The sequence below is a fragment of the Isoptericola sp. b408 genome (assembly GCF_030588085.1).
Lineage (GTDB): Bacteria > Actinomycetota > Actinomycetes > Actinomycetales > Cellulomonadaceae > Isoptericola > Isoptericola sediminis.
This window is the reverse complement of the sequence record NZ_JAUQYQ010000001.1, coordinates 96828-122719: the sequence shown is the minus strand read 5'-3', so window position 1 is coordinate 122719 and position 25892 is coordinate 96828. Positions and strand designations below refer to the sequence as shown.

Annotated in this window: 22 protein-coding genes; 16 read left to right on the top strand and 6 right to left on the bottom strand. The window is 75.1% G+C overall.

Going from position 1 to position 25892, the window contains the following annotated elements; genetic code table 11:
• Positions 1–12: 12 nt before the first annotated feature.
• The 4 genes from rlmC to Q6347_RS00530 all read right to left on the bottom strand — a co-directional run bounded on the left by rlmC (position 13) and on the right by Q6347_RS00530 (position 5077).
• Positions 13–1266 (bottom strand): 23S rRNA (uracil(747)-C(5))-methyltransferase RlmC, encoded by a 1254-nt coding sequence (gene rlmC / locus Q6347_RS00545; RefSeq protein WP_304606341.1) that lies wholly within the window; start codon positions 1264–1266, stop codon positions 13–15.
• Between the two features lie 19 nt (positions 1267–1285).
• Entirely contained in the window at positions 1286–1861 is a 576-nt protein-coding gene (locus Q6347_RS00540; protein WP_304606870.1) for a DinB family protein, read from the bottom strand.
• Positions 1862–1889: 28 nt separating this feature from the next.
• Positions 1890–4835 (bottom strand): AAA family ATPase, encoded by a 2946-nt coding sequence (locus tag Q6347_RS00535; protein WP_304606340.1) that lies wholly within the window; start codon positions 4833–4835, stop codon positions 1890–1892.
• Between the two features lie 62 nt (positions 4836–4897).
• Positions 4898–5077: a hypothetical protein gene (locus tag Q6347_RS00530; protein WP_304606339.1), complete on the bottom strand. Its 180-nt coding sequence runs from the start codon at positions 5075–5077 to the stop codon at positions 4898–4900.
• Between the two features lie 218 nt (positions 5078–5295).
• Here Q6347_RS00530 and Q6347_RS00525 point away from each other — a divergent pair, with 218 nt between their 5' ends.
• The 5 genes from Q6347_RS00525 (at position 5296) to Q6347_RS00505 (ending at position 8717) form a co-directional block, all read left to right on the top strand.
• Positions 5296–5709 carry a YciI family protein gene (locus Q6347_RS00525; RefSeq protein WP_304604725.1) on the top strand — a complete coding sequence of 138 codons (414 nt, stop codon included), beginning with the start codon at positions 5296–5298 and terminating at the stop codon, positions 5707–5709.
• Between the two features lie 23 nt (positions 5710–5732).
• Entirely contained in the window at positions 5733–6926 is a 1194-nt protein-coding gene (locus Q6347_RS00520; RefSeq protein ID WP_304606338.1) for an RNA polymerase sigma factor, read from the top strand.
• Positions 6927–6987: 61 nt separating this feature from the next.
• Positions 6988–7641 carry a heme oxygenase (biliverdin-producing) gene (locus Q6347_RS00515; protein WP_304606337.1) on the top strand — a complete coding sequence of 218 codons (654 nt, stop codon included), beginning with the start codon at positions 6988–6990 and terminating at the stop codon, positions 7639–7641.
• A 32-nt stretch (positions 7642–7673) separates the two neighbouring features.
• Positions 7674–8483, top strand: coding sequence for a type II CAAX prenyl endopeptidase Rce1 family protein (locus tag Q6347_RS00510; protein WP_304604722.1), 810 nt, complete (start codon positions 7674–7676; stop codon positions 8481–8483).
• 60 nt (positions 8484–8543) lie between these two features.
• Positions 8544–8717 (top strand): hypothetical protein, encoded by a 174-nt coding sequence (locus Q6347_RS00505; RefSeq protein WP_304606336.1) that lies wholly within the window; start codon positions 8544–8546, stop codon positions 8715–8717.
• 53 nt (positions 8718–8770) lie between these two features.
• Here the strand turns inward: Q6347_RS00505 and Q6347_RS00500 are convergent, their stop codons facing one another.
• The gene (locus tag Q6347_RS00500; RefSeq protein ID WP_304606335.1) at positions 8771–9784 is read right to left on the bottom strand and encodes a DMT family transporter; all 1014 of its coding nucleotides are present in this window, start codon (positions 9782–9784) and stop codon (positions 8771–8773) included.
• A 60-nt stretch (positions 9785–9844) separates the two neighbouring features.
• Between Q6347_RS00500 and Q6347_RS00495 the strand changes: the two genes are divergently transcribed.
• The 4 genes from Q6347_RS00495 to Q6347_RS00480 all read left to right on the top strand — a co-directional run bounded on the left by Q6347_RS00495 (position 9845) and on the right by Q6347_RS00480 (position 14087).
• Positions 9845–11164, top strand: a complete 1320-nt coding sequence (locus tag Q6347_RS00495) for a YibE/F family protein (protein WP_304606334.1) — start codon at positions 9845–9847, stop codon at positions 11162–11164.
• Positions 11161–11925 carry a potassium channel family protein gene (locus Q6347_RS00490; protein WP_304604719.1) on the top strand — a complete coding sequence of 255 codons (765 nt, stop codon included), beginning with the start codon at positions 11161–11163 and terminating at the stop codon, positions 11923–11925. The genes Q6347_RS00495 and Q6347_RS00490 overlap by 4 nt, the downstream gene beginning before the upstream one ends.
• Positions 11926–12015: 90 nt before the next feature.
• On the top strand, positions 12016–13395 hold the full coding sequence (locus Q6347_RS00485) for a sensor histidine kinase (protein WP_304606333.1): 1380 nt from the start codon (positions 12016–12018) through the stop codon (positions 13393–13395).
• A complete protein-coding gene (locus Q6347_RS00480) occupies positions 13392–14087 on the top strand; it encodes a response regulator transcription factor (RefSeq protein ID WP_304606332.1) in 696 nt (231 codons plus the stop codon). The genes Q6347_RS00485 and Q6347_RS00480 overlap by 4 nt, the downstream gene beginning before the upstream one ends.
• A gap of 136 nt (positions 14088–14223) precedes the next feature.
• Here Q6347_RS00480 and Q6347_RS00475 read toward each other — a convergent pair whose 3' ends face one another.
• Positions 14224–15213: a type IV toxin-antitoxin system AbiEi family antitoxin domain-containing protein gene (locus tag Q6347_RS00475; RefSeq protein ID WP_304604716.1), complete on the bottom strand. Its 990-nt coding sequence runs from the start codon at positions 15211–15213 to the stop codon at positions 14224–14226.
• A 207-nt stretch (positions 15214–15420) separates the two neighbouring features.
• Between Q6347_RS00475 and Q6347_RS00470 the strand changes: the two genes are divergently transcribed.
• From Q6347_RS00470 to Q6347_RS00440, 7 genes are all read left to right on the top strand, one after another.
• Positions 15421–16308: an ABC transporter ATP-binding protein gene (locus Q6347_RS00470; protein WP_304606331.1), complete on the top strand. Its 888-nt coding sequence runs from the start codon at positions 15421–15423 to the stop codon at positions 16306–16308.
• On the top strand, positions 16305–17546 hold the full coding sequence (locus Q6347_RS00465) for an ABC transporter permease (RefSeq protein ID WP_304606330.1): 1242 nt from the start codon (positions 16305–16307) through the stop codon (positions 17544–17546). Before Q6347_RS00470 ends, Q6347_RS00465 begins: the two co-directional genes overlap by 4 nt.
• 45 nt (positions 17547–17591) lie before the next feature.
• Positions 17592–19202: a PQQ-binding-like beta-propeller repeat protein gene (locus Q6347_RS00460; protein WP_304606329.1), complete on the top strand. Its 1611-nt coding sequence runs from the start codon at positions 17592–17594 to the stop codon at positions 19200–19202.
• A gap of 67 nt (positions 19203–19269) precedes the next feature.
• Positions 19270–20844 carry a PQQ-binding-like beta-propeller repeat protein gene (locus Q6347_RS00455; protein WP_304606328.1) on the top strand — a complete coding sequence of 525 codons (1575 nt, stop codon included), beginning with the start codon at positions 19270–19272 and terminating at the stop codon, positions 20842–20844.
• 10 nt (positions 20845–20854) lie between these two features.
• A complete protein-coding gene (locus tag Q6347_RS00450) occupies positions 20855–22522 on the top strand; it encodes a PQQ-binding-like beta-propeller repeat protein (protein WP_304606327.1) in 1668 nt (555 codons plus the stop codon).
• A 5-nt stretch (positions 22523–22527) separates the two neighbouring features.
• Positions 22528–24204: a PQQ-binding-like beta-propeller repeat protein gene (locus Q6347_RS00445; protein WP_304606326.1), complete on the top strand. Its 1677-nt coding sequence runs from the start codon at positions 22528–22530 to the stop codon at positions 24202–24204.
• 9 nt (positions 24205–24213) lie between these two features.
• Complete coding sequence (locus Q6347_RS00440) at positions 24214–25875, top strand: PQQ-binding-like beta-propeller repeat protein (protein ID WP_304604709.1); 1662 nt, start codon at positions 24214–24216, stop codon at positions 25873–25875.
• The last annotated feature ends 17 nt before the right edge of the window (positions 25876–25892 follow it).

Sequence of the window (25892 nt, the reverse complement as noted above, 5' to 3'; positions counted from 1 at the left end):
ACCGACACGCGCTCAGATCCGCTCGAGCAGGACCATCACCTCGAAGTGGGAGGTCTGGGGGAACATGTCCAGCAGCACCGCCCGCCGCGGCCGCAGCGACGGCATCTCGGCCAGGTCGCGGGCGAGCGTGCTCGCGCGGCAGCTCGAGTACAGGACGTGCCGCACCGCCGAATCCTCGAGGCGGCGGGCCAGGTCGGCGCCGATGCCGCGCCGCGGCGGGTTCACCACGACCAGCTGCGGGTCGTTCCCGGTGCCGAGCGCGAAGTCCGTCGCGTCGCCGGCGACGAACCGCACGTCCCGCACGGCGTCCCGCCACCAGGCCGCGTCGTGGTCGCCGACGACCGCGTCGGGAGGCAGGGTCGCGAGCTCGGTCGCCGTCGTGGTCGCCGAGGCGACGGCCTCCGCGGAGATCTCGATCCCGGTGACGGCCCGACCCGGCGCGGCGACGTGCAGCGCGAAGCCGCCGACCCCGCAGTACAGGTCCCACAGCGAGGTCGGCCCGATCTCGTCGACCCAGGCGCGTGCCTGCCGGTACAGGGCCGCCGCGACGCCCGTGTTCGTCTGGAAGAAGCTCTGCGGTCGCAGGTGCAGGGTGATCCCGTCCACGCGCATCGGCAGCGTCGAGCGCTCGGTGAGCACGATCTCCTCGTCGCCCTCGAGCACGGCGGCGTGCGCGGGCTGGACGTTGACGCTCAGGACCGCCAGCCCGGGGAGCTGCTCGTGCAGCCAGGGCAGGTGCTTGCGGATCCGGTCCACCGCCTCGGTGGAGCGCAGCACGAGCCGCACCATGAGCTCGCCGTCGGGCGACAGGGTGACCAGCACGTGCTTGAGCTCGCCACGCCGGGCGGCGTCCCGGGGGGTGACCCGTCGCCGGCGCGCGGCGCCGTCGGCGCCGGCGCCGGGCGGCGACAGGTCGTACGGCTGGATCCGGGCCCGCGTGACGAGCGCGGCGAGGGGGCCGAAGGAGGCCTGGAGCGCGGCGGGGTAGAGGCCGCAGTCGGTGAGGTCGACGCTCTGCCCGGCGTACGGTCCGGGGGGTCCCACGATCCCCAGCACCGGGTCGTCGACGGTGCCGGTGACCACCATCTTCGCCTTGTTGCGGAACCCGCTCTCCGGGCCGACGACGGGCGGCAGCCAGGTGACGTCGTCGTACCCCGCGAGCAGCTCGCGCACGTGCGACTCCTTGTCGCGGACCTGCTCGGGGCGCGGGATCTCGATGAGGGTGCACGACCGGCACCGGCCGGCGTCGTAGTGGGGGCACTGCACCGACCCATTGTCGCCCGGGTCAGGCGGGGAACCGCTCCGCGATCGCGCGCAGCCGGGCGACGTACGCCGCCTGGTCGACGTCGGGGATGTTCGTGCTCCGGGGGAGCAGCCCGACGGCGCCGTCGATGCCCTCACGGAGGATGTCGGCGTGGCCGGCGTGCCGTTGCAGGTCGGCGAGCACGTGCACGACGACCCGCTCGAGCGTGACGCCGCCACGGTCGCCCCACCAGGGCACGTGCCCCGGGGCGTCGAGCGGCAGCGACTCGATGGTCTCGTCGGCGAAGGCCGCGACGCGGCGGTAGAGGTCGAGGATCTGCTCCGCCGACTCGTCGGTGGTCGCGAAGAAGTCCCCGTTGGGCTCGGTGTCGAAGCGGGTGGTCCACGCGATCTCGTCCGGCGTCGGCCACGGCCGCCCGAAGACCTCCCCGAAGTAGCCGACCTCCGTGCTGGCCGCGTGCTTGACCAGCCCGAGCAGGTTGGTACCCGTGGTGGTGCGTGGCATCCGGAGCTCCCGCTCGGAGAGTCCTTCGGTCTTCCACACCAGGGCCTCGCGCGCGTCGTGCAGGTAGTGGAGCAGCATCTCCCGGGTGTCCATCGTGGTCACGGCGGTGTCCTTCCGGCGGTCAGAGGGTGAGCAGACCGCGGCGCGTGGCGACCGCGACGGCCTCGGCGCGACGCGACGCCCCGAGCTTGGCCAGGATGTTGGAGACGTGCACGCTGACCGTCTTGGTGGTGATGTAGAGGCGTTCGCCGATGAGGCGGTTGGACAGACCCTCGGCGACCAGCGCGAGGACCTCCTCCTCCCGGTCGGTCAGCAGCCCGGTCTGGCGTCGCACGCCGGGCAGGGCCACCCGTGCGCGTCGGGCCCACGCGCGGGTCGCCTCGACGAGCGGCACCGCACCCATGGCCTCCGCCTCGTGCAGGGCCTCGGCGGTCTCCAGCTCCGCGGTGTCGCGCTCACCGGCGGCGAAGAGCGCCTGGGCCCAGCGCAGCCGCGAGCGGGCCACCTCGTAGCGGTAGCCGTAGGAGAACTCCTGCACGGTGGCCTCCCAGACCTCCGGGTCGGCGGGGCCGCCGCCCGTGGCCGCCACCAGCCGGGCGTGCTCGGCCTCCGCCCGCTGCAGCCACGCCCGCCCCTCGGGGCCGAGGACGCCCCCGCGCGGTCTGCCCCGCTCGGCCGTCCGCCGGGCGATCGTGCGCAGCTCGTCGCCGCGCCGCCGGCGCTCGGCCTGTGCCGCGTCGCCCCGACCGGCCGTGGCCTCCTCCGCCGCGCCGGCAAGGGCCGCCAGCGCGAGCGCGGAGATCCAGATCCGGCCGAGGAAGTACATGCTCCACACGGTGCCGAGCCGCTCGGCGACGTCGCCGGCCAGCTCCACCGCCTCGTCGTACCTCCCGGCCCAGGTCAGGGCGTCGACGCCGCAGCCACCGGCGATCAGCAGGACGAACCCGTCGATCTCACCGTCCTGGCGCAGCGCGGCGGCCCGGTCGAGGGCGTCCGCGTCGCCGCGGGCGACCGCCGCGTACAGCCCGGCGGCTGCCACGGTCGGAGCCGCCCCCGGGCCCGGTCCGCTCTCGCCCGCCCTCAGGTCGCCGCGCACGTAGCGCAGCAGCTCGGCGAGCTCCCGCATCGCCAGGCCGTAGGATCCGCGATCCGTGGCGGTCTCCCGGGCGCGGGCCAGCCCGGCGCGCAGCACGTCCTCGGCGGCGTCCAGCTGGCCCGCGTAGTACCGGGTCGAGACGAGGTTGAACCAGCAGCGCAGCTCGGTGCTCAGGCTGCCCGCCGCGACGGCGCGGTCCCGTGCCGCCTCGAGCAGCCGCGCCGCCTCGTCGGGATCGCCGACCTCCAGGACGGCGAGCGACGTCAGCGCGTCGGTCTCCGGCACCGGGTCGTCGACGGCGCGGGCGACCGCCACGGCACGTTCCAGGAACTCCCGTGCGACGTCGTCCTCGTCCCGGTTGAGCTCGATGCGGCCCCGGGTGGCGAGGGTGGCGGCGAGCTCCGCCGTCGGCTCCGCCCCGAGCGCCGTCAGGGCCGGGTCGGTCTGCCGGGCGGCCTCGTCGAGGTCGTCGAGCTCCAGCTGGTAGCGGGCGACGACGTGGCGCAGCGCGGCCTGCCGTCGCGGGCTGTCGTCGAGGGAGGTCACGGCGCCCTCGGCCAGCTGGACGGCGCGTGTCGGCCGCCCGTCGCGCGAGGCGGCCCCGGCCGCCTCCAGCGCCACGTCGACGCGGTCCGCCCCGATCAGCCCGGCGGCGTCCGGCACGGACTCCCACAACGACAGGACGTTCTCCAGGTGCCGCAGCTGCTCGCCGGGGGCCAGCAGCTCGCGGGCCCGGTCGGCCGCCTCCGCGGACGCCGCCAGCGCGGTCGGCAGGTCGTGCCCCTGCCGGGCGTGGTGGGCCCGTTCGGCGGCCGACCCCAGGTCGGGCCGCTCGGACAGGGTGGCGAGGTAGGTGCGATGGGTCGTGGCCCGTTCGCCCGGCAGCAGGTCGAGGGCCAGCGCCTCGGCCAGCAGGGCGTGACGGAAGGTGACGTGGACGCCCTCGACCGTGAGCACCTGCCGGGCGACGGCGTCGCGCAGCGCGGCCGTGGCCGCGCCGGGCCCGTCGAGCCCGGGGGTGCGCGCCGCCACCGCCAGCAGCAGGTCTTCGCGGACCTGGCGACCGGCGACCGAGGCGAGACGCACGAGCTGCTGCACGGTGGGGTCGAGGTGCTGCATCCGGGCGTGCAGCATGTCGGCGAGGGTCCACGGCAGGGTGCCGGGCGACGCGTCCGCGGCGAGCAGCTCCTCGGCGAAGAACGCGTTGCCCTCCGACCGGCGCAGCACCTCGGCGAAGTCTGCCTCGGGCAGCGGCTCGCCGTGCACGGCGGTGGTGAAGGTCCGCAGCTCGTCGGGGGTGAACGGGTCGAGCTCGACGTGCTCGACCGGCTGCATGCGGTGCAGCTCGGCGAGCAGCGGGCGCAACGGGTGCCGGCGGTCGACGTCGTCGCTGCGGTAGGTGAGCACGAGCAGCAGGTGCTCGGTCCGCATCCGGGCGACGAGGAACCGGAGCACGTCCCGCGTGGAGGGGTCGGCCCAGTGCAGGTCCTCGACGACCAGCACCAGCGGTGCGCCCGGGCGGCCGGCGATCGCGAGCGCGCTCGCGATCCCGTCCAGCAGCGGGAGCCGCTCGGCCTGGTCGTCGCGACCGGACGACGGCGGCTCGTCGTCACCGGGCCCGAGCAGGCGGGCCAGCGCGGGCCGCCCGGCGATCAGCCGCGCCACGCGGCCGGCCACGTCGTCGTCGGACGCGGCGGGGGCCCGGAGCAGGCCGAGCGCCTCGGTGAAGGGCAGGTAGGGGATGCCGATCTCGCCGAGGTCGACGCAGTGCGCCACCACCACGTGCCCACCGGCACGGTCCGCCGTCGCGGCGAGGTCCGTGACCAGGCGCGTCTTGCCGACGCCGGCATCGCCGGAGACGACCAGCACGCCCGGCCGTCCGACGGCCGCGCGGTCGTAGGCACGGCGGAACCCGGCGACCTGTGACTCCCGGCCGACCAGAGGAACCTGCGACGAGCGCCTCACCTCCATATCGTCCCACCCGCCCCCGACATCTCGGGCACGGTCGTCGACGGCCCCCGGCCCTGCCGCGGTCACGCCGGCTGGTGGTGGTGTGCCCCGGCACGGACCCGGACCGGTCGTGCCGCAGGGCCCCGGGTGGCCCGCCGGGTGCGCCACCGATCCCACCAGGTCGGGGCGTGGTAGGCCTGCGCGGCGCGTTCGCGCCGGTAGGCGAGCTCGGCCTCCAGGGCCGGACCGAACAGCTGGGACATGATCTCGCTCCTCGTCGTGCGTCGTCCTGACACCCCCGACGGTGCCCCTGAGGTGCCCGGGGGCGGATCGTCCGAACGACCGGTCCTGCCGCTCTCCGGGCACCTCAGACGTCCCGCCTCACCGCCTGAGGTACCCGGGGATGTCGAGAACCGTCCGGTGGCTCCGTCCCCCGGGTGTCGGCACGATCGACGAAGGACCCCGGACGAAGGAGACGACCATGACGAAGTACCTGATGCTCAAGCACTACCGCGGCGGCCCGGAGCAGCGGCCGAACGCGGTGCAGCCGATGGACCGCTGGACGCCGCAGGAGGTGTCCGACCACATCGCGTTCATGGACCACGTCATCGACGTCCTCACCGAGCGTGGTGAGTTCGTCGACGCCCAGGCGCTGTCCCCGGAGGGCACGTTCGTGCGGTTCGACGGCGAGGGGCGCCCGCCCGTCACCGACGGACCGTTCGCCGAGACCAAGGACGTGATCGCCGGGTGGATGATCATCGACGTCGACTCGACCGAGCGGGCGCACGAGGCGGCGGCGTTCCTGTCGTCGGCGCCCGGACCCGGTGGGCTGCCGCTGGAGGAGTGGATCGAGGTGCGCCCGTTCCTGCAGGACGCGCCGGCCGGGGCGGAGTGACCGGCCCGGGCGACGGAGCGGCCGTGGACCGGACGGACGTGGCCGGGCTCCTGCGCGAGCTCGGCCCGCCGGTCCTCGGCGCGCTCGTGCGGCGCGGCGCGGACTTCGCCACCGCGGAGGACAGCGTCCAGGAGGCGCTGGTCGAGGCCGCACGTCGCTGGCCCGCCGACCTCCCGGCCGACCCGCACGCGTGGCTCGTCACCGTGGCCTGGCGCCGGTTCCTCGACGCCCGGCGCGCGGACGAGGCCCGACGGCGGCGCGAGGAGCAGGTGACGGCCGCCCCGGGGCAGGGCCCGACCGAGCAGGGCGACGACACGCTGCTGCTGCTGAGCCGGTGCTGCCACCCGTCGCTGAGCCCGGCCTCGGCCGTGGCGCTGACGCTGCGCGCGGTCGGCGGGCTGACGACGGCGCAGGTGGCGCGGGCGTACATGGTCCCGGAAGCCACGATGGCCCAGCGGATCAGCCGTGCGAAGCGCACCGTCGCCGGCGAGGCGTTCGACCGGCCAGGTGATGTACAGAACGTCCTGCGCGTGCTGTACGTGATGTTCACCGAGGGGCACACGGGCGAGGTGGACCTGGCCAGGGAGGCCGTCCGGCTGACGCGGCAGCTCGCCGTCGCCACGGCCGACCCGGAGGTCGCCGGCCTGCTCGCCCTCATGCTGCTCACCGACGCGCGTCGCGCGGCCCGGTGGACGCGGCGTGGCGAGCTGGTGCCGCTCGCCGAGCAGGACCGCTCGGCCTGGGACACCGCGGCGATCGCCGAGGGGGTGCGGCTGCTGCAGGCCGCGCTCGCCCGGGACCGCCTGGGGGAGTACCAGGTGCAGGCGGCCATCCAGGCGCTGCACGACGACGCGGCGACCGCCGCAGAGACCGACTGGATGCAGATCCTCGAGTGGTACGACGAGCTCGTGGCGCTCGCGGACTCCCCGGTGGTGCGCCTCAACCGGGCGGTCGCCGTCGGGCACGCCGACGGTCCACCCGCCGGGCTCCGGGCTCTCGACGCCGTCGCCCCGGACGTGCCACGACGGGTCGCCGTCGAGGCGTACCTGCACGAGCTCGCCGGTGCGCGGGTGCTGGCGGCGGACCTGTACGCACGGGCTGCCGGGACGGCCACGTCCGTGCCGGAGCGGCACCACCTGCTGCGTCGCGCAGCAGTGTTGCGGAACGCCCCCGAGGACCGCGCGGTCGCGCCGCCGGCGGAGGATAGGTATACCTAAGTCCTGCGCTATCGTGGAGGGGTCCCGACACGTCGTCACCATCCGTCCCGGTGGAGGTCCCATGCCCGTCGTCGCCCCGGAGCGCACCCTCTCCGCCCTGCTGCGCGACGGCACGCGCGAGGAGCACGAGCAGGCCGAGAACGAAGGCTTCGTCTCCCTGCTCCTGGGTGGTCGGCTCGACGTGGACGCCTACGCCGACCTGGCCGCCCAGCAGCACGCCGTGTACACCGCCCTGGAGCAGGTGGGCGAGACCGTGCGCCAGGATCGGCGCGGCACGGGCCTGGTGTTCGACGAGCTGAGGCGCGTCCCGGCCATCGAACGCGACCTGGCGTTCCTGCGCGGACCGGCCTGGCGGGACGAGATCCGGGTGCTGCCGGCCACCGCGACCTACGCCGCCCGGCTGCACGACGTCGGGACCCGGGTGCCGGAGTACGCCGCCCACGCCTACACCCGCTACCTGGGCGACCTCTCGGGCGGGCAGATCGTGCAGCGGATGATGCAGCGCCACTACGGCATGGGGGCCGACGGCCTGGAGTTCTACGACTTCCCCGCGATCCCGCGGCTCAAGCCGTTCAAGGACCTGTACCGGGCCCGGCTCGACGACCTCGCACTGACCCCTGACGAGACGGCGACGGCCGTCGCGGAGGCCCAGGAGGCGTTCCGCCTCAACCGCGCCGTGTTCGTCGAGCTCGGCGACGCGCACCCGGCGCCCTGACGTCGCCCGTCCGCACCGTTAGGGTGCCCGGCATGACCGCCGTCCTCGCCCGCTACAGCGCTGCCGTGCTCGTGTGCGGGGCAGCCGTGCTCCTGTTCGCCGTCCACGTGCGCCCGCTCGGCTACGTGCCGCTACTGGCCGGGGTCGTCCTCGGGTTCGTGGTCGACCGCCTCCTCGGGCGGGACCTGGCGCTCATCGCGCTCGGCATGACGATCGTCTCGTCGATCTCGTTGCAGGCGGACCTGTCCGACGCCGGCATGGCCCGGTTCACGGTCGCGCTGTCGCTGGCGGTCCTGGTGCCCTGGGCGCTGTCCCGCTACGTGTTTCGCGACGACGACGGCAAGGGTGCGGTGCAGTTCCCCGTCCTCACCGGGCGCCGGTGGACCCGCGGGCAGTGGCTCTACCTGGTGGTCGTGGTCGTCGTCGGCTACCTCGTGCTGCCCTGGTACTTCCTGTCCTCCGGGGCGTACCTGAACTGGCCGCCGCTCGAGGAGGACGGTGCGATCGGGAGGCTGTTCGTCGGCGTCAACGCGGTCGGCATCTGGGACGAGCTGTTCTTCATCTGCACGGTGTTCGCGCTGCTGCGCCGCCACTTCCCGCTGCAGGCGGCCAACCTGCTCCAGGCCACGGTGTTCGTGTCGTTCCTGTGGGAGCTCGGCTACCGCGAGTGGGGGCCGCTGCTGACGATCCCGTTCGCGCTGGTGCAGGGCTGGATCTTCGCCCGGTACAAGTCGTTGCCGTACGTGGTCACCGTGCACCTGCTCTTCGACGCGGTCGTCTTCGCGGTGCTGGTCCACGGCCACCACCCGGAGCTGTTCGACATCTTCGTGACGGCTCCCTGACCCGCCACGAACCCGACGGAGATCGCCTGGTTCGACCGGGGCCCGCTGTCCGCCGAGCGGTTGATCCTCGGCGGGTCGTGGTCGGCGCACTACGACAACGGGTACGCCTTCTCGAACGACATCCCGCAGGGCTTCGACGGCCTGGAGATCGACGACGCGGCCGGTGTCGGCAAGCAGCAGCCGAACACCTACCGTGAGCTCAACCCGCAGGGTCAGGTCCGCTTCCACGGCTGACCCCCGGACGACGCGACCGAGCGCCCGGCGCTCGGTCGCGTCGTCGCCCGGGGTCAGCGTCGGTGCCGGAGCCGCGACTCGACGAGCGGGACGGCGACCGCCACCAGGGTCAAGGCGGCGCCGACGTACATGGCCGCACCGGGAGCCGCGGCCCCGGGGACGAGGACGTCGAGCAGGAGCGCGCCGACGACCTGCCCGGCGATGAGCCCCAGACCGAGCAGCAGCACGCCGATGCGGTGTACCACGGCTGCCTGGATCGCGATGAACACGATGCCGAGTAGCCCGCCGGAGTACAGCACGAGGTCCAGGGGCCAGCGCGTCGGCAGCGCGCCCTCCGGCCACCCGCCCACCAGCACCGACACGGCGAAGGCGACCACCAGCGCCGTCGTGCCGACGAGGAAGTTCATGAACGTCGCCGCCGCCACCCCGGGGAACGTGGACGACGGCGGTGCCCCCGGTGCGGCCGCCGGGACGGCCGCACCCCGCACCCGCCCGTTCATCGCCTGCTGCCAGGCCTGGAAGATCCCGGCGAGCAGCGGGATCACGGCCAGCCACACATCCTCGACGCGGTCCACCGACCCGGACACGGCGACCGCGACGGCGACCACGGTCAGCGCCGGGCCGACGGCGCGGCCCACGGTGACCAGCCGGACCCCGCCCGGGGCGAGCCCGAGCCGGTCCACGACCAGCGAGCTCACGGACTGCCCGGCCACGATCGCCACCATGAACAGCGCGACGCCGAGGGAGGAGACGGTCAGGCCCTGGGCCGCGACGTAGAACCCGCCGCCGAGTCCGCCCAGCACCTCCCAGGGGCGGAGCCCCCCGGTGCGCAGGGCGGTGCGGACGTGACCGAGGGCGGTGCGCGCCGCGGGCCAGCACAGCACCGCGACCGTCAGCCAGAGCAGCCCCGAGCCGAACGAGACGACGGCCGCCCCGAAACCGCTGCCGACCTCGGTGGCCAGGGTCCCGTTGACCCGGGACTGCGTGGCGGCCGCCAGACCGCCCAGCACGGCGGCCGCGACGCCGGCGACGGTGCCGACGTTGCGCACCGGGGCAGGGGTGGTCACCCGCGGAGTGTACGGCGCGGGGTGCGGAACGCCCGAGCGCGGCGTGGCAGGATGCCGGGCGTGACGACCGACATCGGCGCCCGGCACGCCCGGACCGCCGAGCTGACCACCGTGACCGGCGGTGGGCACGGGCACGGTCACGGAGGCCCGGCCCCGCCCGCCCCGCTGCGGACACGGGTCGTGCTCGCGCTCCTGGTCCTTCCGGCCCTCGTCGCCACCGCCCTGGGGCTGTGGCAGCTGTGGCCCTCGGCCGCCGACGTGCCCGACCGGGTGCCCGTGGTCGTCGAGGGCAGCGAGCTGGTGTCCGCGACCGTGGTCGGCCCGCTCGAGGGCGAGGCCGCCGGCGACGCCTCCTGGCCGACCACGGAGGACTCGACCACCGGCAACGTCGCGATCCGGCTGCCCGACGGGAGCACCTCCGGGATGCAGGCGGAACCACGGTTCGCGCTCGAACCCGGCGACGCCGTCGTGGCGCTGTACATCGGCGACTTCGCCGAGACCCCCGTCCCCTACGTCTTCATGGACTACGAGCGGGAGGTCCCGTTCGCGCTCCTGGCGGCCGCGTACGTGCTGGTCGTGCTGCTCGTGGCCCGGTGGCGGGGCCTGGCGGCGCTCGCGGGGCTCGCGGTGGCCTTCGGCGTCTTCGTGACCTTCACCTTCCCCGCGCTGCTCTCCGGGGAGAACGCGCTGGGCGTGGCGCTGGTGACCTCGTCGGCGGTGATGCTGGCCGTGCTCTACCTGGCCCACGGCCTGACGGCGCGCACCACCGTCGCGCTGCTCGGGACCCTGGCAGGTCTGGCCCTGACCGCCGGGATCGGAGCGTGGGCCACCGGCGCCGCACAGATCACGGGGGCCTCGGAGGAGGTCGCGCAGAACCTGCCCGTCATCGCCCCCGGGGTGGACCTGCGCGGCATCGCGCTCTGCGGTCTCGTGCTGGCGGGCATGGGTGTGCTCAACGACGTGACGATCACGCAGGCGTCGGCCGTCTGGGAGCTGCGGGCGCTGGCCCCGTCGGCCCCGCGACGGGCCCTGTTCGCCCGGGCGATGCGGATCGGGCGCGACCACATCGCCTCGACCGTCTACACGATCGCGTTCGCCTACGTCGGTGCCGCCCTGCCCATGCTGCTGACGGTGTGGCTGCTGGACCAGACGCCGTTGACGACGCTGACCTCGGGGGAGATCGCCGAGGAGGTCGTGCGCACCCTGGTGGGGTCGATCGGCCTGGTGCTGGCGATCCCGATCACGACGGCGATCGCCGCCGTCACGGTCCCGACCGGCCGTGCCCTGGCGACGGGTGGCGAGGTCGGCCACGATGGGTCGCACCCGACATCGGAGGGCGCCGTGCCGAGCCGACCAGATCCCGGGGCTGAGCAGCCGTGACCGGCGACGTCGACCCCGACGCGCCGCACGAGGGCTTCTTCCCGCGCCGGCCGCAGCCCGTGGCGCCCGACGACCCCCGGTTCGACCCGCACTCCCGCTGGGTCGACCGGTTCGGCCTGCTCCTCGCCCTGAGCGCCCTGACGGTCGTGCTGCTGTCGCTCGTGGACATCCGGTCGGCCCCGGGAGGCGAGCTGGGACCGGCCCTGGCGGGGCTCGCGACGACGGTGACGGTGGGAGCGACCTTCGTGCTGGCCCTGCGTGCGGCCGGCCTGCGTGCGCGGCCGCGGCGGTGGCTCTACCTGGTGCTCGGCCTGCTGTTCGTGCTGTCCCTGACGATCGTGCTGGTGCTGAACACCCCCGACACCCTGACGTCGGTGCCTCCGCTGCTGGCGATCATCGCCGCGATGGCCCCGGTGCTGGTCGTGCGTCGCCTGCTCTACCACCGGGTCGTCTCCCTGGCCACGGTGCTCGGGGCCGTCTCGGCGTACGTGCTGATCGCCGTCGCGTACTACTACGCGTTCATCACCGCCGACGCGGTCTCCTCGACGCCGTTCTTCGGGCAGGAGGAGCCGAGCACGGCGTTCATGTACTTCTCGCTGACGACGATCACGACGCTCGGGTACGGGGACCTCGCCGCGGAGAACGCGGCGGGCCGGCTGCTGGCCACCAGCGAGGCCGTCATCGGTCAGGTCTACCTGGTGGTCTTCGTGGCCATGATCGTCAGCCTCGCCGCCAACCGCGTGCAGCACCGACGCGGCTGAGGTCGCCTCGGCGGCCGGGGCCCCGCTGCCCGGCGTGCCTCCGTCGCGCGGGGGAGGCGCCCGGTCGGCGCTCCTCCGTACGCTGGACGGATGCCGCGCCTGCGCCCCGCCGAGCTGATCGCCGAGTGGTTCGGTCTCGACGCCGACTTCGAACGCACCCCGACCGACCCGGTCCTGTCGCGCCGGCACGACGTGTGGCTCGGTCTCGCCCTCGTCGTCCTGGCCGTGGGCGGCTCCGAGCTGGCGCGCTCGGCCGGGATCATCGAGGCGGGGACGCCCGCGTGGCTCGTGGCCGTGCTGTCGGCGGCCGGGGCGCTGCCCCTCGTCGTGCGCCGGCGGTACCCGCTGACGGTCCTCGTGGTCGTCTACGCGCACTTCCTGGTGGTGGGCCTCACGGTCCCGACGATCCCGATGACGGTGGTGCTCCAGGCGGTCTACTTCGTCGCGCTGTACTCGGCCGTCGCCTGGGCGCGGGACCGCCAGGCGATGGTGGTCGTCGTCGGGGTCTGCCTGCTGGCGATGTTCACCTGGCTCCTGTGGGAGATCGCCGTGGGCTCGGGACTGCAGCAGGCCGCCGAGTCGCAGGGACTCCTCGACGAGCCGCCCGGCTCCGTCGACCCGATCGTCGCCATGGTCGCCAACGTGTGGCTGATCAACATCGCGTACTTCCTCGGTGCGATCGCGATCGGCCAGGTGTCCTGGAACGCCGCGCGGCGTCGCCGCCAGCTCGGCGAGCAGACCGCCACGATCGAACGGCAGTCCGCCGAGCTGCAGCGGCGCGCCGTCGTCTCGGACCGGCTGCGCATCGCCCGGGAGCTGCACGACGTCGTCGCCCACCACGTCTCCGTCATCGGCATCCAGGCCGCGGCGGCCCGCCGCCTGTTGGCGAAGGGAGACACCGCCGCGCAGGACCCCGGGGTGCCGCTGGCGGTGATCGAGTCCGCCTCCCGGGAGGCGGTGACCCAGATGCGGGGGCTCGTGGGGACCCTGCGGGACACCGGCACCGACGCGGCCGGTGCCGACGACACCGGCGGGCGCTCGCCCGGGCCGGGGCTGCCGGACATCCCCGCGCTGGCCGCCGCCGAGGACGGGCTGGACGTCGCCTACGCGCTGGTCGCGGAACCCTCCGGGGCGGAGGCCGACGTCCCCGCCCCGCTGGCGTTGAGTCTCTACCGGACGGTCCAGGAGGGACTGGCCAACGTGCGCAAGCACTCGACGGCCCGCAGGGCGTCCGTCACGGTCCGGGTGGACCGCCGGGACGGCGGCGGGCCCGGTGCCTCGGCGGGCTTCGCGGAGGTCGAGGTGCTCGACGACGGTCGCGCACGGCCGGGGTCGTCCGGCACGGGGCTGGGGCTCGTCGGGCTCCGGGAGCGCGTCGCCGCCCACCACGGAGTGGCCGAGATCGGCCCGCGGGTGACCGGCGGCTACCGGGTGCGCGTGCGGCTCCCCCTCCCGGAGGACGCGTCGTGACCTCGGTGCTGCTCGTGGACGACCAGCGGCTGGTGCGGTCGGGATTCCGGCTCATCCTGGCCCTCGAGGACGACCTGGACGTCGTCGGGGAGGCGGGGGACGGCGTCGACGCCGTGGCGGCGGCCCGCGAGCTGCGTCCCGACGTCGTGCTCATGGACGTCCAGATGCCGGTGATGGACGGGATCGAGGCGACCCGCCGGATCGTCGCGGAGGACCTGTCCCGCGTGCTGGTGCTCACGACGTTCGACGACGACGCCTACGTCTTCGACGCCCTGGCCGCCGGTGCGTCGGGGTTCCTGCTCAAGAACGCCGACGCCGACCACCTCGTGGAGGCCGTGCGCACCGTCGCCGACGGCCACGGGCTGCTGTCGCCGCAGGTGACACGGCGGGTCGTGGAGCGGATGGTGGCCCGGGTCACCGCCGGTCCGGTGCAGGCACCGGCCGTCCGGGACGCCGTCACGCCGCCGTCGGCCCCGGGTCTGGACCGGTTGACGGCCCGGGAGCACGAGGTGCTGGTGCAGGTGGGGCGCGGGCTGTCCAACGCGGAGATCGCCGCCGAGCTGTACCTGGGCGAGGCGACCGTCAAGACCCACGTGTCCAACGTGCTGTCCAAGCTCCACCTGCGCGACCGGGTCCAGGCGGTCGTCTACGTCCACCGGCACGGTCTGCAGGACGGGCCGGATCCGGCGTAGTGGACGGTCAGCCATCAGCCGGTGATGCCTGACCTTCCGCGTCGACGCCGAGGGCCGTGCGTGGGTGACGACGTGTCTGGTCAGTGATCCGGGCGCGATGGCTGACCAGGGCCGCCGTCGACCGGCAGCTGTCCCGTCACCTCGGCAGGACGAAGCGATGGTCCGTCGGGACCCGGTGCGGGTGCCAGCCCTCCGCGGCCAGGAGTCGGGCCACTTCCCGGGCGACGGTGCCGTTCCAGGCCTCACGCCCCGTGTACCGGCGGACCAGGGACCGCCGTCCGACGATCCGGTTCTGACGGATCCGGTCGGCGACGAGGGCCTCCGGCCCGGTGTGGGCATCACGCCCGTCGATCTCGACCAGCAGCGCGCTCCCGTCGGGAAGCAGCCACGCCAGGTCGACGCGGGCCACGACCCGCCCGGACTCCCCGACCAGCCGCAGCTGCAGGGCGTCCGGCGCGACGCCGGCGTCGGCGCAGCTCAGGCGTGCCCAGGTCTCGGCCGGCGACTCGGCGCGCGGGTCGCACTCGTCCCACCAGGGCCGGCGCGCGGCCGACCCGGCGAGGTCGCCGGACTTCTCCCGGGCGCGGTCCAGGAGAGCGCGTGAGACGAGACCTCGGTGGCCCGCCGAGTCCATCATCGCGACGGCGCGGTACCTCGGCAGCGTCGGGACCGCGTGGGCCAGGGCGTCCTCCGGCAGGGCGCAGGCGATGCCGTCGACCTCCGCCCAGCGACGGAGCCGCAGCCGACGGACACGGACGGGGCCGGGGCCGCGGCGTGCGGACCCGTCCGGGACCGTGACCTCCGACCGGACCTCGACCGGTGCCCCCTGGACGCCGTGCAGGACCAGCGCGGCGACACCGGTGGCCACGGTGCCGGGGCACGCCAGCGGACCGAGCAGGGCGGCCCGTCGACGCGCGCGGTCGAGGCGGTCCCGTCCCGGCTCCCCGGGGACTCCGGTGTCGTACACGCCCCGGACCGGGCGGCGCCAGCGCCCCTGGGCGACCAGGCGCGCCGCCTGCTGACGGGTGATGCCGGACGACCTGCACTGGTCGGTCGAGAGCAGTCCCTCCTGCCGGGCCGCGATCCGTCGAGCACGCTGCGGGACGACCAGCGGGGGTGACGGCATCGCCCCAGCAGACCAGGTGGAAGGAATCGCCGGGCACGTCGTCCACAGGATGTGACCACCCCGACGTGCTCGGTCACGCATCCATCGCCGATCGATGACCGCGGACGACGTCGCCGACGACGCGGCGATCTCGCCCGCACGACGGAGGCGCGCAGGTCCTCCTCACGGCGGATCCGCGACCGGCACCGCGCCCGTAGCGTGAGTCGCATGTCCACACTCGAGGTCAGGGACCTGACCAGAACCTTCGGCGACCTGCGCGCGGTCGACGGCGTCTCCTTCGCCGCCCGTGGCGGGATGCTCACGGGGTTCGTCGGTTCGAACGGCGCCGGCAAGACGTCCACGATGCGGATGATGATGGGGGTCCTCGCCACCACCTCCGGGGAGGTGCTGTTCGACGGCGACCCCGTCACCCGGGCCGACCGCCGCACCTTCGGCTACATGCCCGAGGAACGCGGCCTCTACCCGAAGCAGCCGGCGCTGGACCAGCTCGTCTACCTCGCGCGGCTGCGCGGCATCCCGGCCGCCACGGCGCGCGCCGAGGCCGTGGAGCACCTGGACCGCCTCGGCCTGGCAGACCGCGCCAAGGACCACGTGGAGAAGCTGAGCCTCGGCAACCAGCAGCGCGTCCAGATCACGGCGGCGCTCATGGGCCGGCCGCGGGCGCTGATCCTCGACGAGCCGTTCTCCGGGCTCGACCCCACCGCCGTGGACGACATGGTCGACCTGCTGCGCGGGCACACCGCACGGGGGGTGCCGGTGCTGTTCAGCTCCCACCAGCTCGACCTCGTCGAGCGGCTGTGCGAGCGGCTCGTCATCCTGCGCGGCGGCCGGGTCGTGGCGGACGGGACCCCCGCCGAGCTGCAGGAGACGGGCACCGTGCGGCACCGGCTGGTGCTCGGCGGCGACGCCGGCTGGGTCCGGGGCGTGCCGGGTGTGCACGCCGTCGACGTGGACGGCGCGACGGCGCTGCTGGAGCTCGCCGACGAGGAGGCGGCCCGGCGTCTGCTCGCCGCGGCGGTCGAGCGGGGCACCGTGCGCGAGCTCTCCCCGGTCCGCCCGTCCCTGGCCCAGATCTACCGCGAGGTGACCTCATGACCATGTCCACGCAGCAACCGACACGCCTCGCCGCGGACTCGTCGCCCGGACGGCCGGACGAGGGCACCCGGGGCGCCTGGCGACTGGTGATGCAGCGCGAGATCGTCACCCGCGCGATGAACCGGGCCTTCGTCGTCGGCCTCGTCGTCTCGCTCGTCGTCATCGTCGCTCTCGCGGCGTTCTTCGCCTGGCAGGCCAACCGGGTCGACACCACCACCGTCGCGGTGAGCAGCGACGACACCGCCGCCGTCACGGCGGTGACGTCCGCCGGCGAGCTGGCCGCCGGCGAGGGCGGGAACGACGAGATCGACGTCCTCGAGGTGGCCGACGCGGACGCGGCACGGAGGGCGCTCGCCGCCGGTGACGCCGACGCCTGGCTGCATCCGGGCGACGACGGCTGGGTGCTCGCCGGCCAGGGTGAGCCGGGCGGGTCCGTGGAGCGGTTCGTGGCCGCCGCCGTCGAGCAGCAGGTGGTGGCGGCGAACGCCGAGGCGGCCGGCACCTCGGTGACGGAGCTGTCGGCCGGCGCCGAGCTGACCACCGAGGCCCTGGAACCCGACGCCGTCGGTGAGCAGGCGCTCTTCTTCGCGACCCTCGCGCTGTCGTTCCTGTTCTTCGCGGGGGCGATCACCTCGGGCAACATGATCGCCAGCTCCGTGGTCGAGGAGAAGCAGTCCCGACTCGTGGAGATCATCGCCACCGCGATCCCGCTGCGTCAGCTGCTGGCCGGCAAGATCCTGGGCAGCTCGGTCATCGCCGTGGGTCAGAACCTGCTGTTCGCGGGGGTCGGCCTGGTCGCGGTCTCGGCGAGCCCCGTCTCGATGGCGCTGCCGGCGCTGTCGACGTCGCTGATCTGGTTCGTCGTGTTCTTCACGGTCGGGTTCCTGGCGCTGGCGGCCCTGTACGCGGTCGCCGGGGCCCTGGCCAGCCGCGCCGAGGACCTGCAGTACACGGCCACGCCGATGACCTTCCTGGTGATGGGCGTCTACTTCGTGACGTTCTCCGCCTCGGGCGCGTTCCTCACCGTGCTGTCGTACGTGCCGATCGCGTCGGTGGTGGCGATGCCGGCCCGGGTGCTGGCGCGGGACGCGGCGTGGTGGGAACCGGTGGTCTCGCTGGTGCTCCTGGCCGGGTTCGCCGCGGCGGCGTTGCTGGTCTCCGAGCGGGCGTTCCGCGGGTCGCTGCTGCAGACGGGTGGCCGGGTGTCCTGGCGGCAGGCGCTGCGCCCGCAGAACTAGTCAAGGGGTTCTCTTGAGGCGATCGTGACGGATAGATTGCCGGGTATGTCCCCACCGCCTGACCGCGTCCGGTTCGATCTCGTCGCCGACGACGACGGCGGTCCCGGGGACGGCGGAGCGACGGCCGACGCCGGACCGGACAGCGAGCACGCCGTGCCCGGCTGGTTCGGCCGGCACGTCGGCGGTCCGGTCCGCGCACGCTGGCGGGCGACACCTCGTCGGCTGCAGGTCGGGATCGTCGGCGTGACGACCGTCGCCGTCGTCGGGGCGGCGGCCGGGATCGCAGCGTTCGACGCCCGGGCCGACGCCGCGCACGCGGAGCACATGGCCGCAATGCCGGGCGGGGTCGCGGACCTCTCCGCGCCGCTGCACGAGACGTGGCGGGTGGAGACCGACGACGGTGTCCTGGCGGTGCTCCCGGACGGTGTCGTCGCCACCCGCGACGGGGCCGACGTCCTCGGGGTCGACGTCGCCACGGGCGACGAGGTGTGGCGCCACGAGCTGGGCGCGCTCGCCGAGTGCGGCTCGAGAACGACCGGAGCCGCGGTCACGCCGTCGGAGACCCTCGTGTGCGTGCACGGCGCGGGCGAACGCACCGCGACCGTCCTGGACGCCGCGGGCGTGGTGCTCGGGGAACGCGACCTGGGTTTCGCCAACTGGAGTCGCGAGATCTGGGACCGGGACGCACCGCAGATCCTCCCGGCGCAGGACGGGACGATCGCCGTGCTCGAACGCGCGACGCACGGTCTGGCGCTCGACCCGACCGACCCCGTCGCGGAGCTGGCGCGGGCGCGCTCCGAGGGGCACTGGCAGGACCCGACGGTCCGGGTCGAGGAAGCCCTGACCGGGCAGGTCCGGGGCGAGGCGACGCTCGAGCTCCGCACCGCCGAGGACCTGGCGGGCTGTGCCACGAGCGACGGCCCGGACGGCAGCTCGACGCTCCACGTAGCGCCCACCCTCTGGGTCTGGGGCGGGGAGGTCCACCTCTCGGTGTGTCGGGAGTCCGTCGCGCTGAGCCCCGACGGCGAGCGGTCCGAGCCCGTGCGGTATCCGTCGGTCGACGGAGGGTTCCTGCAGCCCGTCGAGGGCGGGACGCGTGTGGTGGACGCCTCGGGCGACGTCGAACGCACCATCCCCGGAGCCGTCCTCGAGACGGCCGTCGTGGACGGCACGACCGAGCCGCGACTCGTCCTGGTCGAGGAGGGACGTCTGGCGGGCGTCGGCGACGGCGACCGGCTGTGGACGGCCGACGCCGAGGAGGTCCGGGTCCACAGCTACCTGGCACGTGCCGACGGGGTCGCCGTGCTGCTGTTCGACGACGGCGCGGTGTCGGCCGTCGACCTCGGGACGGGTGACGTCCGGTGGACCCGCGACGACCTGTCGCCCGGTGACCACGGCGGGGTGCACGGCGCCGCCACCGACGGCTCGATCGCGCTGCTGACCGTCACCGGCGGCCCGCAGACCGATCTCGTCGCGGTCGACCTCGACGACGGCCGGACGGTGTGGAGCACCACCGTGGACGCCCGCTACGGCAGCGTCTCCGTCGTGGCCGGGCGACCCGTCCTCGTCGACGCGACGGGCAGCGGCTTCGTCGAGACGGTCGACGGGGTGCAGGTCGAGACCGCCGACGCCGCACTGGTCGGCCTGTCGCCGTAGGGTCTGCGGGCCGGCGGCCGAGCGGCCGGCGGCGGGAGCCTGCTGCTGCGGCGGTAGATTGCAGGGTATGCCGCGACGGCCCGATCCCGTGCAGATCGACCTCGCCCCGGACGAGGGCGAGGAGGACGACGGCGGCCGCGGACCGGGTGTCGACGGGTCGACCCGGGGGGCCGCGCCGGGCGGGCCGGGCTGGTTCCGGCGGCACGTGGCCGGCCCGCTCGGGGCGCGGTGGCGGGCCGCGTCGCCCCGGCTCCGTGTCGGGGCCGTCGGCGTCACGGCGCTCGCCGTGCTCGGGACGGCGGCCGGGGTCGCGGTCACCGACAGCCGGGCCGACGCCGCGCACGCGGCGCACATGGCGACGATGCCGGGCGGTGTCGCCGACCTCTCCACCCCGCTGCGCGAGGTCTGGCGGGTCGCGACCGACGACGGTGTCCTCGCGGTGCTGCCCGACGGGGTCGTCGTCACGCGCGCGGACTCCGAGCTCCTCGCGGTCGACACGACGACCGGTGACGAGGTGTGGCGGCACGCCCTGGGCGAGCAGCCGCGGTGCGGACCGCGGCCGACGTTCCCCGTGGAGTTCGTGGAACCCGTGGACCGTCTCGTCTGCCTCGAGGGGGCGCCCGCACGCCGGGCCGTCGTCGTCGACGCCGCCGGGCAGGTGCAGGGGCGCCGCGACCTGGGCCTGGTCAACGACCGCACGCTCGAGACGTGGACCGCCGGGGCGCCGCGGGTCGAACCGGGTCCGGACGGGTCCGTGGCGGTCGGGGCGCGGTCGGCGGCCCTCCTCACGGTCGACGACGCCGACGAGGCCGCGACGCGGCTCGCCGCGATCCAGCAGTCCGAGGACTGGCAGGACCCCGTCCTGCGGCTCCAGGACGCGGCGTCCGGTGCCGAGCGGGCGCGGGTCCCCGTGGAGCTGCGCACCGCCGCCGAGCTGCGGGCCTGCGGTCTCGCGTCCGGCCCCGAGGGGCAGGACCTCATCTCGATCCACACGTCCGTCCTGACGACGTCCTCCACGGTCCGCCTCGCGGTGTGCGGCAGCAGCACGGCGATGCTCCCGGACGGGTCGACCGTGGACGGTCTGGCCCTGCCGTCGGTGGACGGGGGCTGGAACCTGTTCGAGGGCGGCGGCACCCGGCTGACGGACGCGAGCGGGCGGGGCGACGTCGTCGTCCGCGGCTACGTCTTCGAGCCGATGGCCGTCGACAGCAGGACGGGGCCGCTGTTCGCCCGCTCCCGGGGAGGTCTCACCGCCTACGACTCCACCGGCCAGGAGGTCTGGTCCGCCGACGTCGGCACGGTGCACGGCGTGCTGGCGCGGGCCGGGGGGACGGTCGTGGCCCAGGTCGGGTCGGACGCCGGCCTCGTCGGGATCGACGTCGCCACGGGTGCGGTGCGCTGGGCCCGGGACGACCTGCGCACGACCGGCGCCGGACCGCGCGGGGGAGGCGTCGTCACCGACGGCACCCTGGTGCTGCTCCCCGCCGTCGGCGCGGACGGGTCGGCGGGCCTGCTCGCCCTCGACCTCGCGGACGGCACCACCCGCTGGCACACGGACGCGGTCGGCACGGTCCGGGTCGCGGCCATCGCTGGCAGCGTCGTGCGGACGGCCGACGACGCGATCGTCGGCCTGGCGAGCTAGGGTCGCGCGCATGGGCCGTCAGCGCGGGGGCGAGGTCGTCACCTTCGACGTGTCCCACGACGCCGTGGACCCCGACGCCACCGGGCACCCGGACGGCGGCCCGGCACCCGGCCGGACCGGACGCACCGTCCGGGCGGTCGAACGGTGGCGCCGGGCGGGTCGCCGCCAGCGCCGCACCGCGCTCGGGATCGCGGCCGTCGCCGTCCTCGTGCTCGCCGGGGGCGCGGTGGCGGCCGGCGCCCTGGCCGACCACGTCGAGACCGACCGCCTGCGCACCGCACCGGGTGGTGTGCTCTCCCTGGACGGCGCGCTGACCGAGGTCTGGCACGCCGACGTCGACGGTCTCGCGACGGTGCTGCCCGACGGCGGTCTCGCCGTGGTCAGAGGTGCTGACCTGGTGGCTCTCGAGGTCGCCACCGGCGCCGAACGCTGGCGCACCACCCTCGACGACAGGCTCGAGTGCGGCCCGCGTCCCCGGCTCGGCAGCGGCGTCGAGTGGACGATCCCGGTCGGGACCGTCACGTGCGTGCACGGCAGCGACGGTGCGCGCGCCGTCACGGTGCTGGACGCCGACGGGGACGTCGTCGGGCGGCGGGACCTGGACGACGACCGCTACGGCGGGCCGCTGCGCGCGGTCGCCCCCGCGGCGCACGGCGGGCTGCTCGTCGCGGAGCACGACAGCGACCTGCCCGCCCAGGTGACGTTCGCCTCGCGGAGGCAGGTGTTTGCCGAGCTCCTCCGTCCGGGGCTCGAGCCGGGGTCGACGCAGGTCCGGCTGGAGGACGCCCTGACCGGGGAGCGGCGCCAGACCCTGGACCTGGCCGCGCTGTCCGACGTCGTCGTCAGTGACTGTTACGACCTCGGCGCCGACGGGCGCAGCGGGGACGCGGTGCCCGGGCCGGGGGGTCGGGCCGTGCTGGACCTCGGCGTCCTGCTGGGCACCCCGTCGATGGTCGCCTTCGACGGCTGCGCCGTCGACGGGGGTGCCACGTACGACGGGGTGCCGCTGGGGTACGCCACGGACCGGAGCACCTGGCCGGACGACCCCGTCCGCCAGCCCGCCCCGGGTGACCGGTTCGTCGTCCCGCAGGGGTCCGGCACGATCGTGCAGACCGACGACGGCAACCCGTTGCTGGAGCTCCCGGACCTGCGGGTGGAGGTCCCGGCGACCGACGGCAGCAGCGGGTCCGGCCAGGTCGCCGTCGGCACCGACCGGGTCGTCGCCCTCGCCGACGACGGGACCCAGCGGTGGGAGGCCGCGATGGACGACCCGCAGGTCCTGGTGCGGACCGCCGACGTCGTCGTGGCGGGCGGCTGGAACCTGCTGGCCGCGTACGACCCGGCCGACGGGTCGGAGCTGTGGAGCCTGGCACCCGACGCCGGCCCGCGGCGGTACGTGCTGTCGGCGACCACGGACGGGGAGCGGATGACCGGTGTGCTGCTGGAGTTCCCCGCCACCGGGCCGGCCACGTTCTCGCTGTTCACGATCGACCTGCGCACGGGACGCGAGGTCGCCCCGCGGGTCCCGCTCGGGGACGGGCGGCTCGGGGAGACGGGACAGCTCGTCGCGGTCGACGGCCACCTGCTGGTCCCCGAGTTCGCCGACCGCGAGGCCATGACCGCCGGGCCGGGCAGCGCGGTGGTGGGTCTCACCGTCCTCGCCCCCGAGGGGGTGTGAGCGGCATGGCGGCACGACCCGACGGCCCCGTGGTGGCGTTCGACGTGTCCGCCGACGGGGACGAGGCGGGGCGACCCCCGGGCGGCGAGCCGCGTCCGCCGGACCGGCCGGAGTGGTGGACCCGGGCGGCCGCGTGGTGGCGAGCGGCCTCGCGCCGCCGACGCCGGGCCGCGGTCGTGGCGGTCGGCGGTGCCCTGCTGGCCGTCGCGGGGGCGTCCGTCGTCGGTCTGCAGCTGGCCGAGCAGGTCCGGGCGGACCGGCTGCGGGCCGCCCCCGGCGGCGTGGTGTCCCTGCACGGTGATCTCGGCGAGGCGTGGAGCACCGAGGCCTCCGCCGTGGTCGCGGTGCTGGCCGACGGGGGTCTCGCGTTCGTCGACGGTGAGGACGTCGTCGTCCGGGACGTCGCCGACGGCACCGAACGATGGCGTGCCGATCTCGGACCGGAGCCGGAGTGCGGCCCGCGCCCCCGCCTGAGCAGCGGTGTCGAGTGGACGATGACGACCGACCTCGTGACCTGCCTGCACGGCACCGCGGGCGCGCGGACGGTCACGGTGCTCGACGCCACCGGTGCACAGGTGGGGGAGCGGACGCTCGACCCGCAGCCGAGCCCCGAGGCCGGGGTGTTCGTGGCGCCCGCAGCCGCCGGCGGGCTCGCCGTGGTCGAGCACGAGATCGACCTGCCGGAACCGCGGACGGTGGAGAACTCGTCGGCGCCACGGGTGGTCGCGGGGATCGACCCCGAGGGTCTGGGCCCGGCGACGCTGCGCGTGGAGGACGCCCTCACCGGTGCCGTGCGGGCCGAGAGCACGGCGGAACGGTGGCCGCAGTCCCTGCAGGACTGCGTCGTCCTCACGGCCGACGCCGCGGGACGACCCCGTCCGGCGACCACGCGGATCGAGCTGAAGGGAGTCCGCGAACCGATCGCGACACCGTCGGTCGTGGGATACCAGATGTGCCAGGGCGGTACGGGGATGGCCACGGACGGTACGCCGCTGGGCGTCACCGACGTGGCCGGTGTCGCGTTCGCCGACCTGCCGTCCGGGGAGCTCGTCGAGCCGTTCCCGGGGGGTGGCTTCGTGGTGTCCCGGCGTCTCGCCGGTGCCGGGTTGGTGGCCGACGACGGCGCGGGGCCGGCCCTCGACCCCGACGGCAGGGTGCAGGCACCCGCGGCGCAGGTGGGGACGGCGGACCCCGCGGTGATCGCCACCCGGGGCAGCACCGTCGTCGGGCTGGCGTCGGACGGGGAGACGCGCTGGGAGACCGAGCTCGAGGGCCGTGCCCGGGTGCTCGCCCGCGCCGCGGGGGCCACCGTGGTGTCCACCGACGTGTCCACCGACCTGGTGGCCCTGGACGACGGGGACGGCGCGGAGCGGTGGCGCATCGACATGGTCCATCCCGCACCGGACGGTCGCTGGGTGTGGCCGACGTCGGCCGTCACCGACGGCGAGCGCGTCACGGTCGCGCTGATGGAGGGCATCGACGCAGGTCCCACGTGGCCCGGCAGCCTCCTCACGGTCGATCTCACCAGCGGCGACGCGCACCGCACGGGCCTGGACCTGGACGGTCTGCCGTGGGTCACCGCCGTGGACGGGCACCTGCTGCTGCACGAGGTCCGTCAGGACGGTCCCTTCTTCCGGGCCTGGCCCGAGATCATCTCGGTCAGAGTGCTCGAACAGCGGTAACGTCGAGAGGTGGGGCGACGACGAGGTGCCCCCGAGGGGGCGTTCACGTTCGACCTCGTTCCTGACGGGTCCGAGGCCGGTCGTGAACCTGCGTTCCAGGAGGCCGCGGACCCCGGTGAGTCCGCCGGCGCAGTCCCGGGACCGGCGTCGGGAGCCCGACGGCGGTGGTCCGGCCGGGCGCGGCGGGTGCGCTGGGTCGGGGTCCTGGGCCTGGTGGGGGTGCTGGCCGCCGTGGTGCTCGTCGACGGGGCCGCGGACCGCTGGCGTGGTGACGACCTGCGTGCGGCGGCCGGCGGGGTGACGGACCTGTCGGGCCCGCCCTTCGAGGCCTGGAGCCTGAACGAGGACATCGGTGGGCTCGGGCTGAGCGGCGGGCTCGTCGCCATGCAGGGCGAGGTGGTCGCGGTGCACCGGCACGACGAGCTGGTGGGCATCGACCTGGCGACCGGGCGACCGCGGTGGACGGTCCAGCTCGACGAGGCCGACGGGAGCTGCGGACCGGGGATGGCCGTCTGGGGCGACACGATCGACGTCCGCCCCGCCGAGCTGGTGGTCTGCGTGGCCCAGGAGATCGACGGGGAGGCGCACGTCACCGTCGTCGAGGACGACGGCAGCGTGCTGGTGCGCCGCACCGTCGAGGGCGACCACGACCTCGTGGTGCCGGGTCCCCGCGGCACGGTGGTGTCGGCGACGTGGGTGGGCGACCCCGAGGACGTGGACGTGGACCTGCGCGGCGACCCGCTGACCAACCTGACCGTGATCGGGGAGATCGACGACGGCTACGACCTGGAGCTGAGCGCCGCGGATGCCGTCACCGGTGAGGAGCGCTGGGTCACGACGGTGCCGTTCGGGCAGGTGCGCGACCGGACGCAGTGCGTGTCGTGGGACGTCGGCGGGCGCAACGCCCGGGTCGACCGGCGTGCCACGCTCGACCACGCGGTCGGCCGGGAGCTCATCGGCGTCGCGGGCTGCGGGATCCTGGCCTACCTGACGCCCGAGGGCAAGCGCCTCGACGTCCCGGACGTCGCGTCCGACGACGACGACGTCGTGCGGCGGGTCCGGCCGCTCGCGGACGGGGGGTACGTCGTCTCGAGCGGGGTGTGGAACCGACCGGCCCTGGAGCACGACGTCCTGGGTGCCGACGGGGAGCACCTGTACTCGGTCGAGGGGCGGGTCCTGGACCCCCTGTCCACGGTCGGTGGTGACGCCGACGAGCTGCTGGTCGCCTACGCCGCGCGGACCATCGCGCTGGACCGCACCGGGGAGGAGCTGTGGCGGGCGGACATCAACGCCGAGCGCCTGCTGGCCCGTACCGACGACGTGGCGGTCGTGCTCGACAGCCTGGACCGCGTCGTCGGCCTGGGGCGCGAGGACGGCGCCGTGCGCTGGGTCCGGGACGACCTCGTCGTCCAGTACTCGGCGCTGGTCGGCGGTGGCCGGAGCGGCGAGCTGGAGGCCGCCTTCACCGACGGCACGGTCGTGGCCGTCGTCGTGCCGACCTACACCGGCGAACGGGTGCTGGCGCGGTGGAACGCCGTGGACGCGGCGACCGGCGAGGACCTGTGGTCCACCGAGCTCTCCTCGGACGGCTGGGGCCTGGACCTGGCCGCCGCGGGTCACCTCCTGCGGTGGTCACCCCGCGGGCTGACCGGCTACGCGACCGGGTCCTGAGCACGGCGCCGCCGGGC

Coding starts and splice junctions, on each gene's coding strand:
- Q6347_RS00540 (WP_304606870.1), bottom strand. CDS start 1,861: ATGGACACCCGGGAGATGCTGCTCCACTACCTGCACGACGCGCGCGAG.
- Q6347_RS00535 (WP_304606340.1), bottom strand. CDS start 4,835: ATGGAGGTGAGGCGCTCGTCGCAGGTTCCTCTGGTCGGCCGGGAGTCA.
- Q6347_RS00530 (WP_304606339.1), bottom strand. CDS start 5,077: ATGTCCCAGCTGTTCGGTCCGGCCCTGGAGGCCGAGCTCGCCTACCGG.
- Q6347_RS00525 (WP_304604725.1), top strand. CDS start 5,296: ATGACGAAGTACCTGATGCTCAAGCACTACCGCGGCGGCCCGGAGCAG.
- Q6347_RS00515 (WP_304606337.1), top strand. CDS start 6,988: ATGCCCGTCGTCGCCCCGGAGCGCACCCTCTCCGCCCTGCTGCGCGAC.
- Q6347_RS00510 (WP_304604722.1), top strand. CDS start 7,674: ATGACCGCCGTCCTCGCCCGCTACAGCGCTGCCGTGCTCGTGTGCGGG.
- Q6347_RS00485 (WP_304606333.1), top strand. CDS start 12,016: ATGCCGCGCCTGCGCCCCGCCGAGCTGATCGCCGAGTGGTTCGGTCTC.
- Q6347_RS00475 (WP_304604716.1), bottom strand. CDS start 15,213: ATGCCGTCACCCCCGCTGGTCGTCCCGCAGCGTGCTCGACGGATCGCG.
- Q6347_RS00470 (WP_304606331.1), top strand. CDS start 15,421: ATGTCCACACTCGAGGTCAGGGACCTGACCAGAACCTTCGGCGACCTG.
- Q6347_RS00465 (WP_304606330.1), top strand. CDS start 16,305: ATGACCATGTCCACGCAGCAACCGACACGCCTCGCCGCGGACTCGTCG.
- Q6347_RS00460 (WP_304606329.1), top strand. CDS start 17,592: ATGTCCCCACCGCCTGACCGCGTCCGGTTCGATCTCGTCGCCGACGAC.
- Q6347_RS00455 (WP_304606328.1), top strand. CDS start 19,270: ATGCCGCGACGGCCCGATCCCGTGCAGATCGACCTCGCCCCGGACGAG.
- Q6347_RS00450 (WP_304606327.1), top strand. CDS start 20,855: ATGGGCCGTCAGCGCGGGGGCGAGGTCGTCACCTTCGACGTGTCCCAC.
- Q6347_RS00445 (WP_304606326.1), top strand. CDS start 22,528: ATGGCGGCACGACCCGACGGCCCCGTGGTGGCGTTCGACGTGTCCGCC.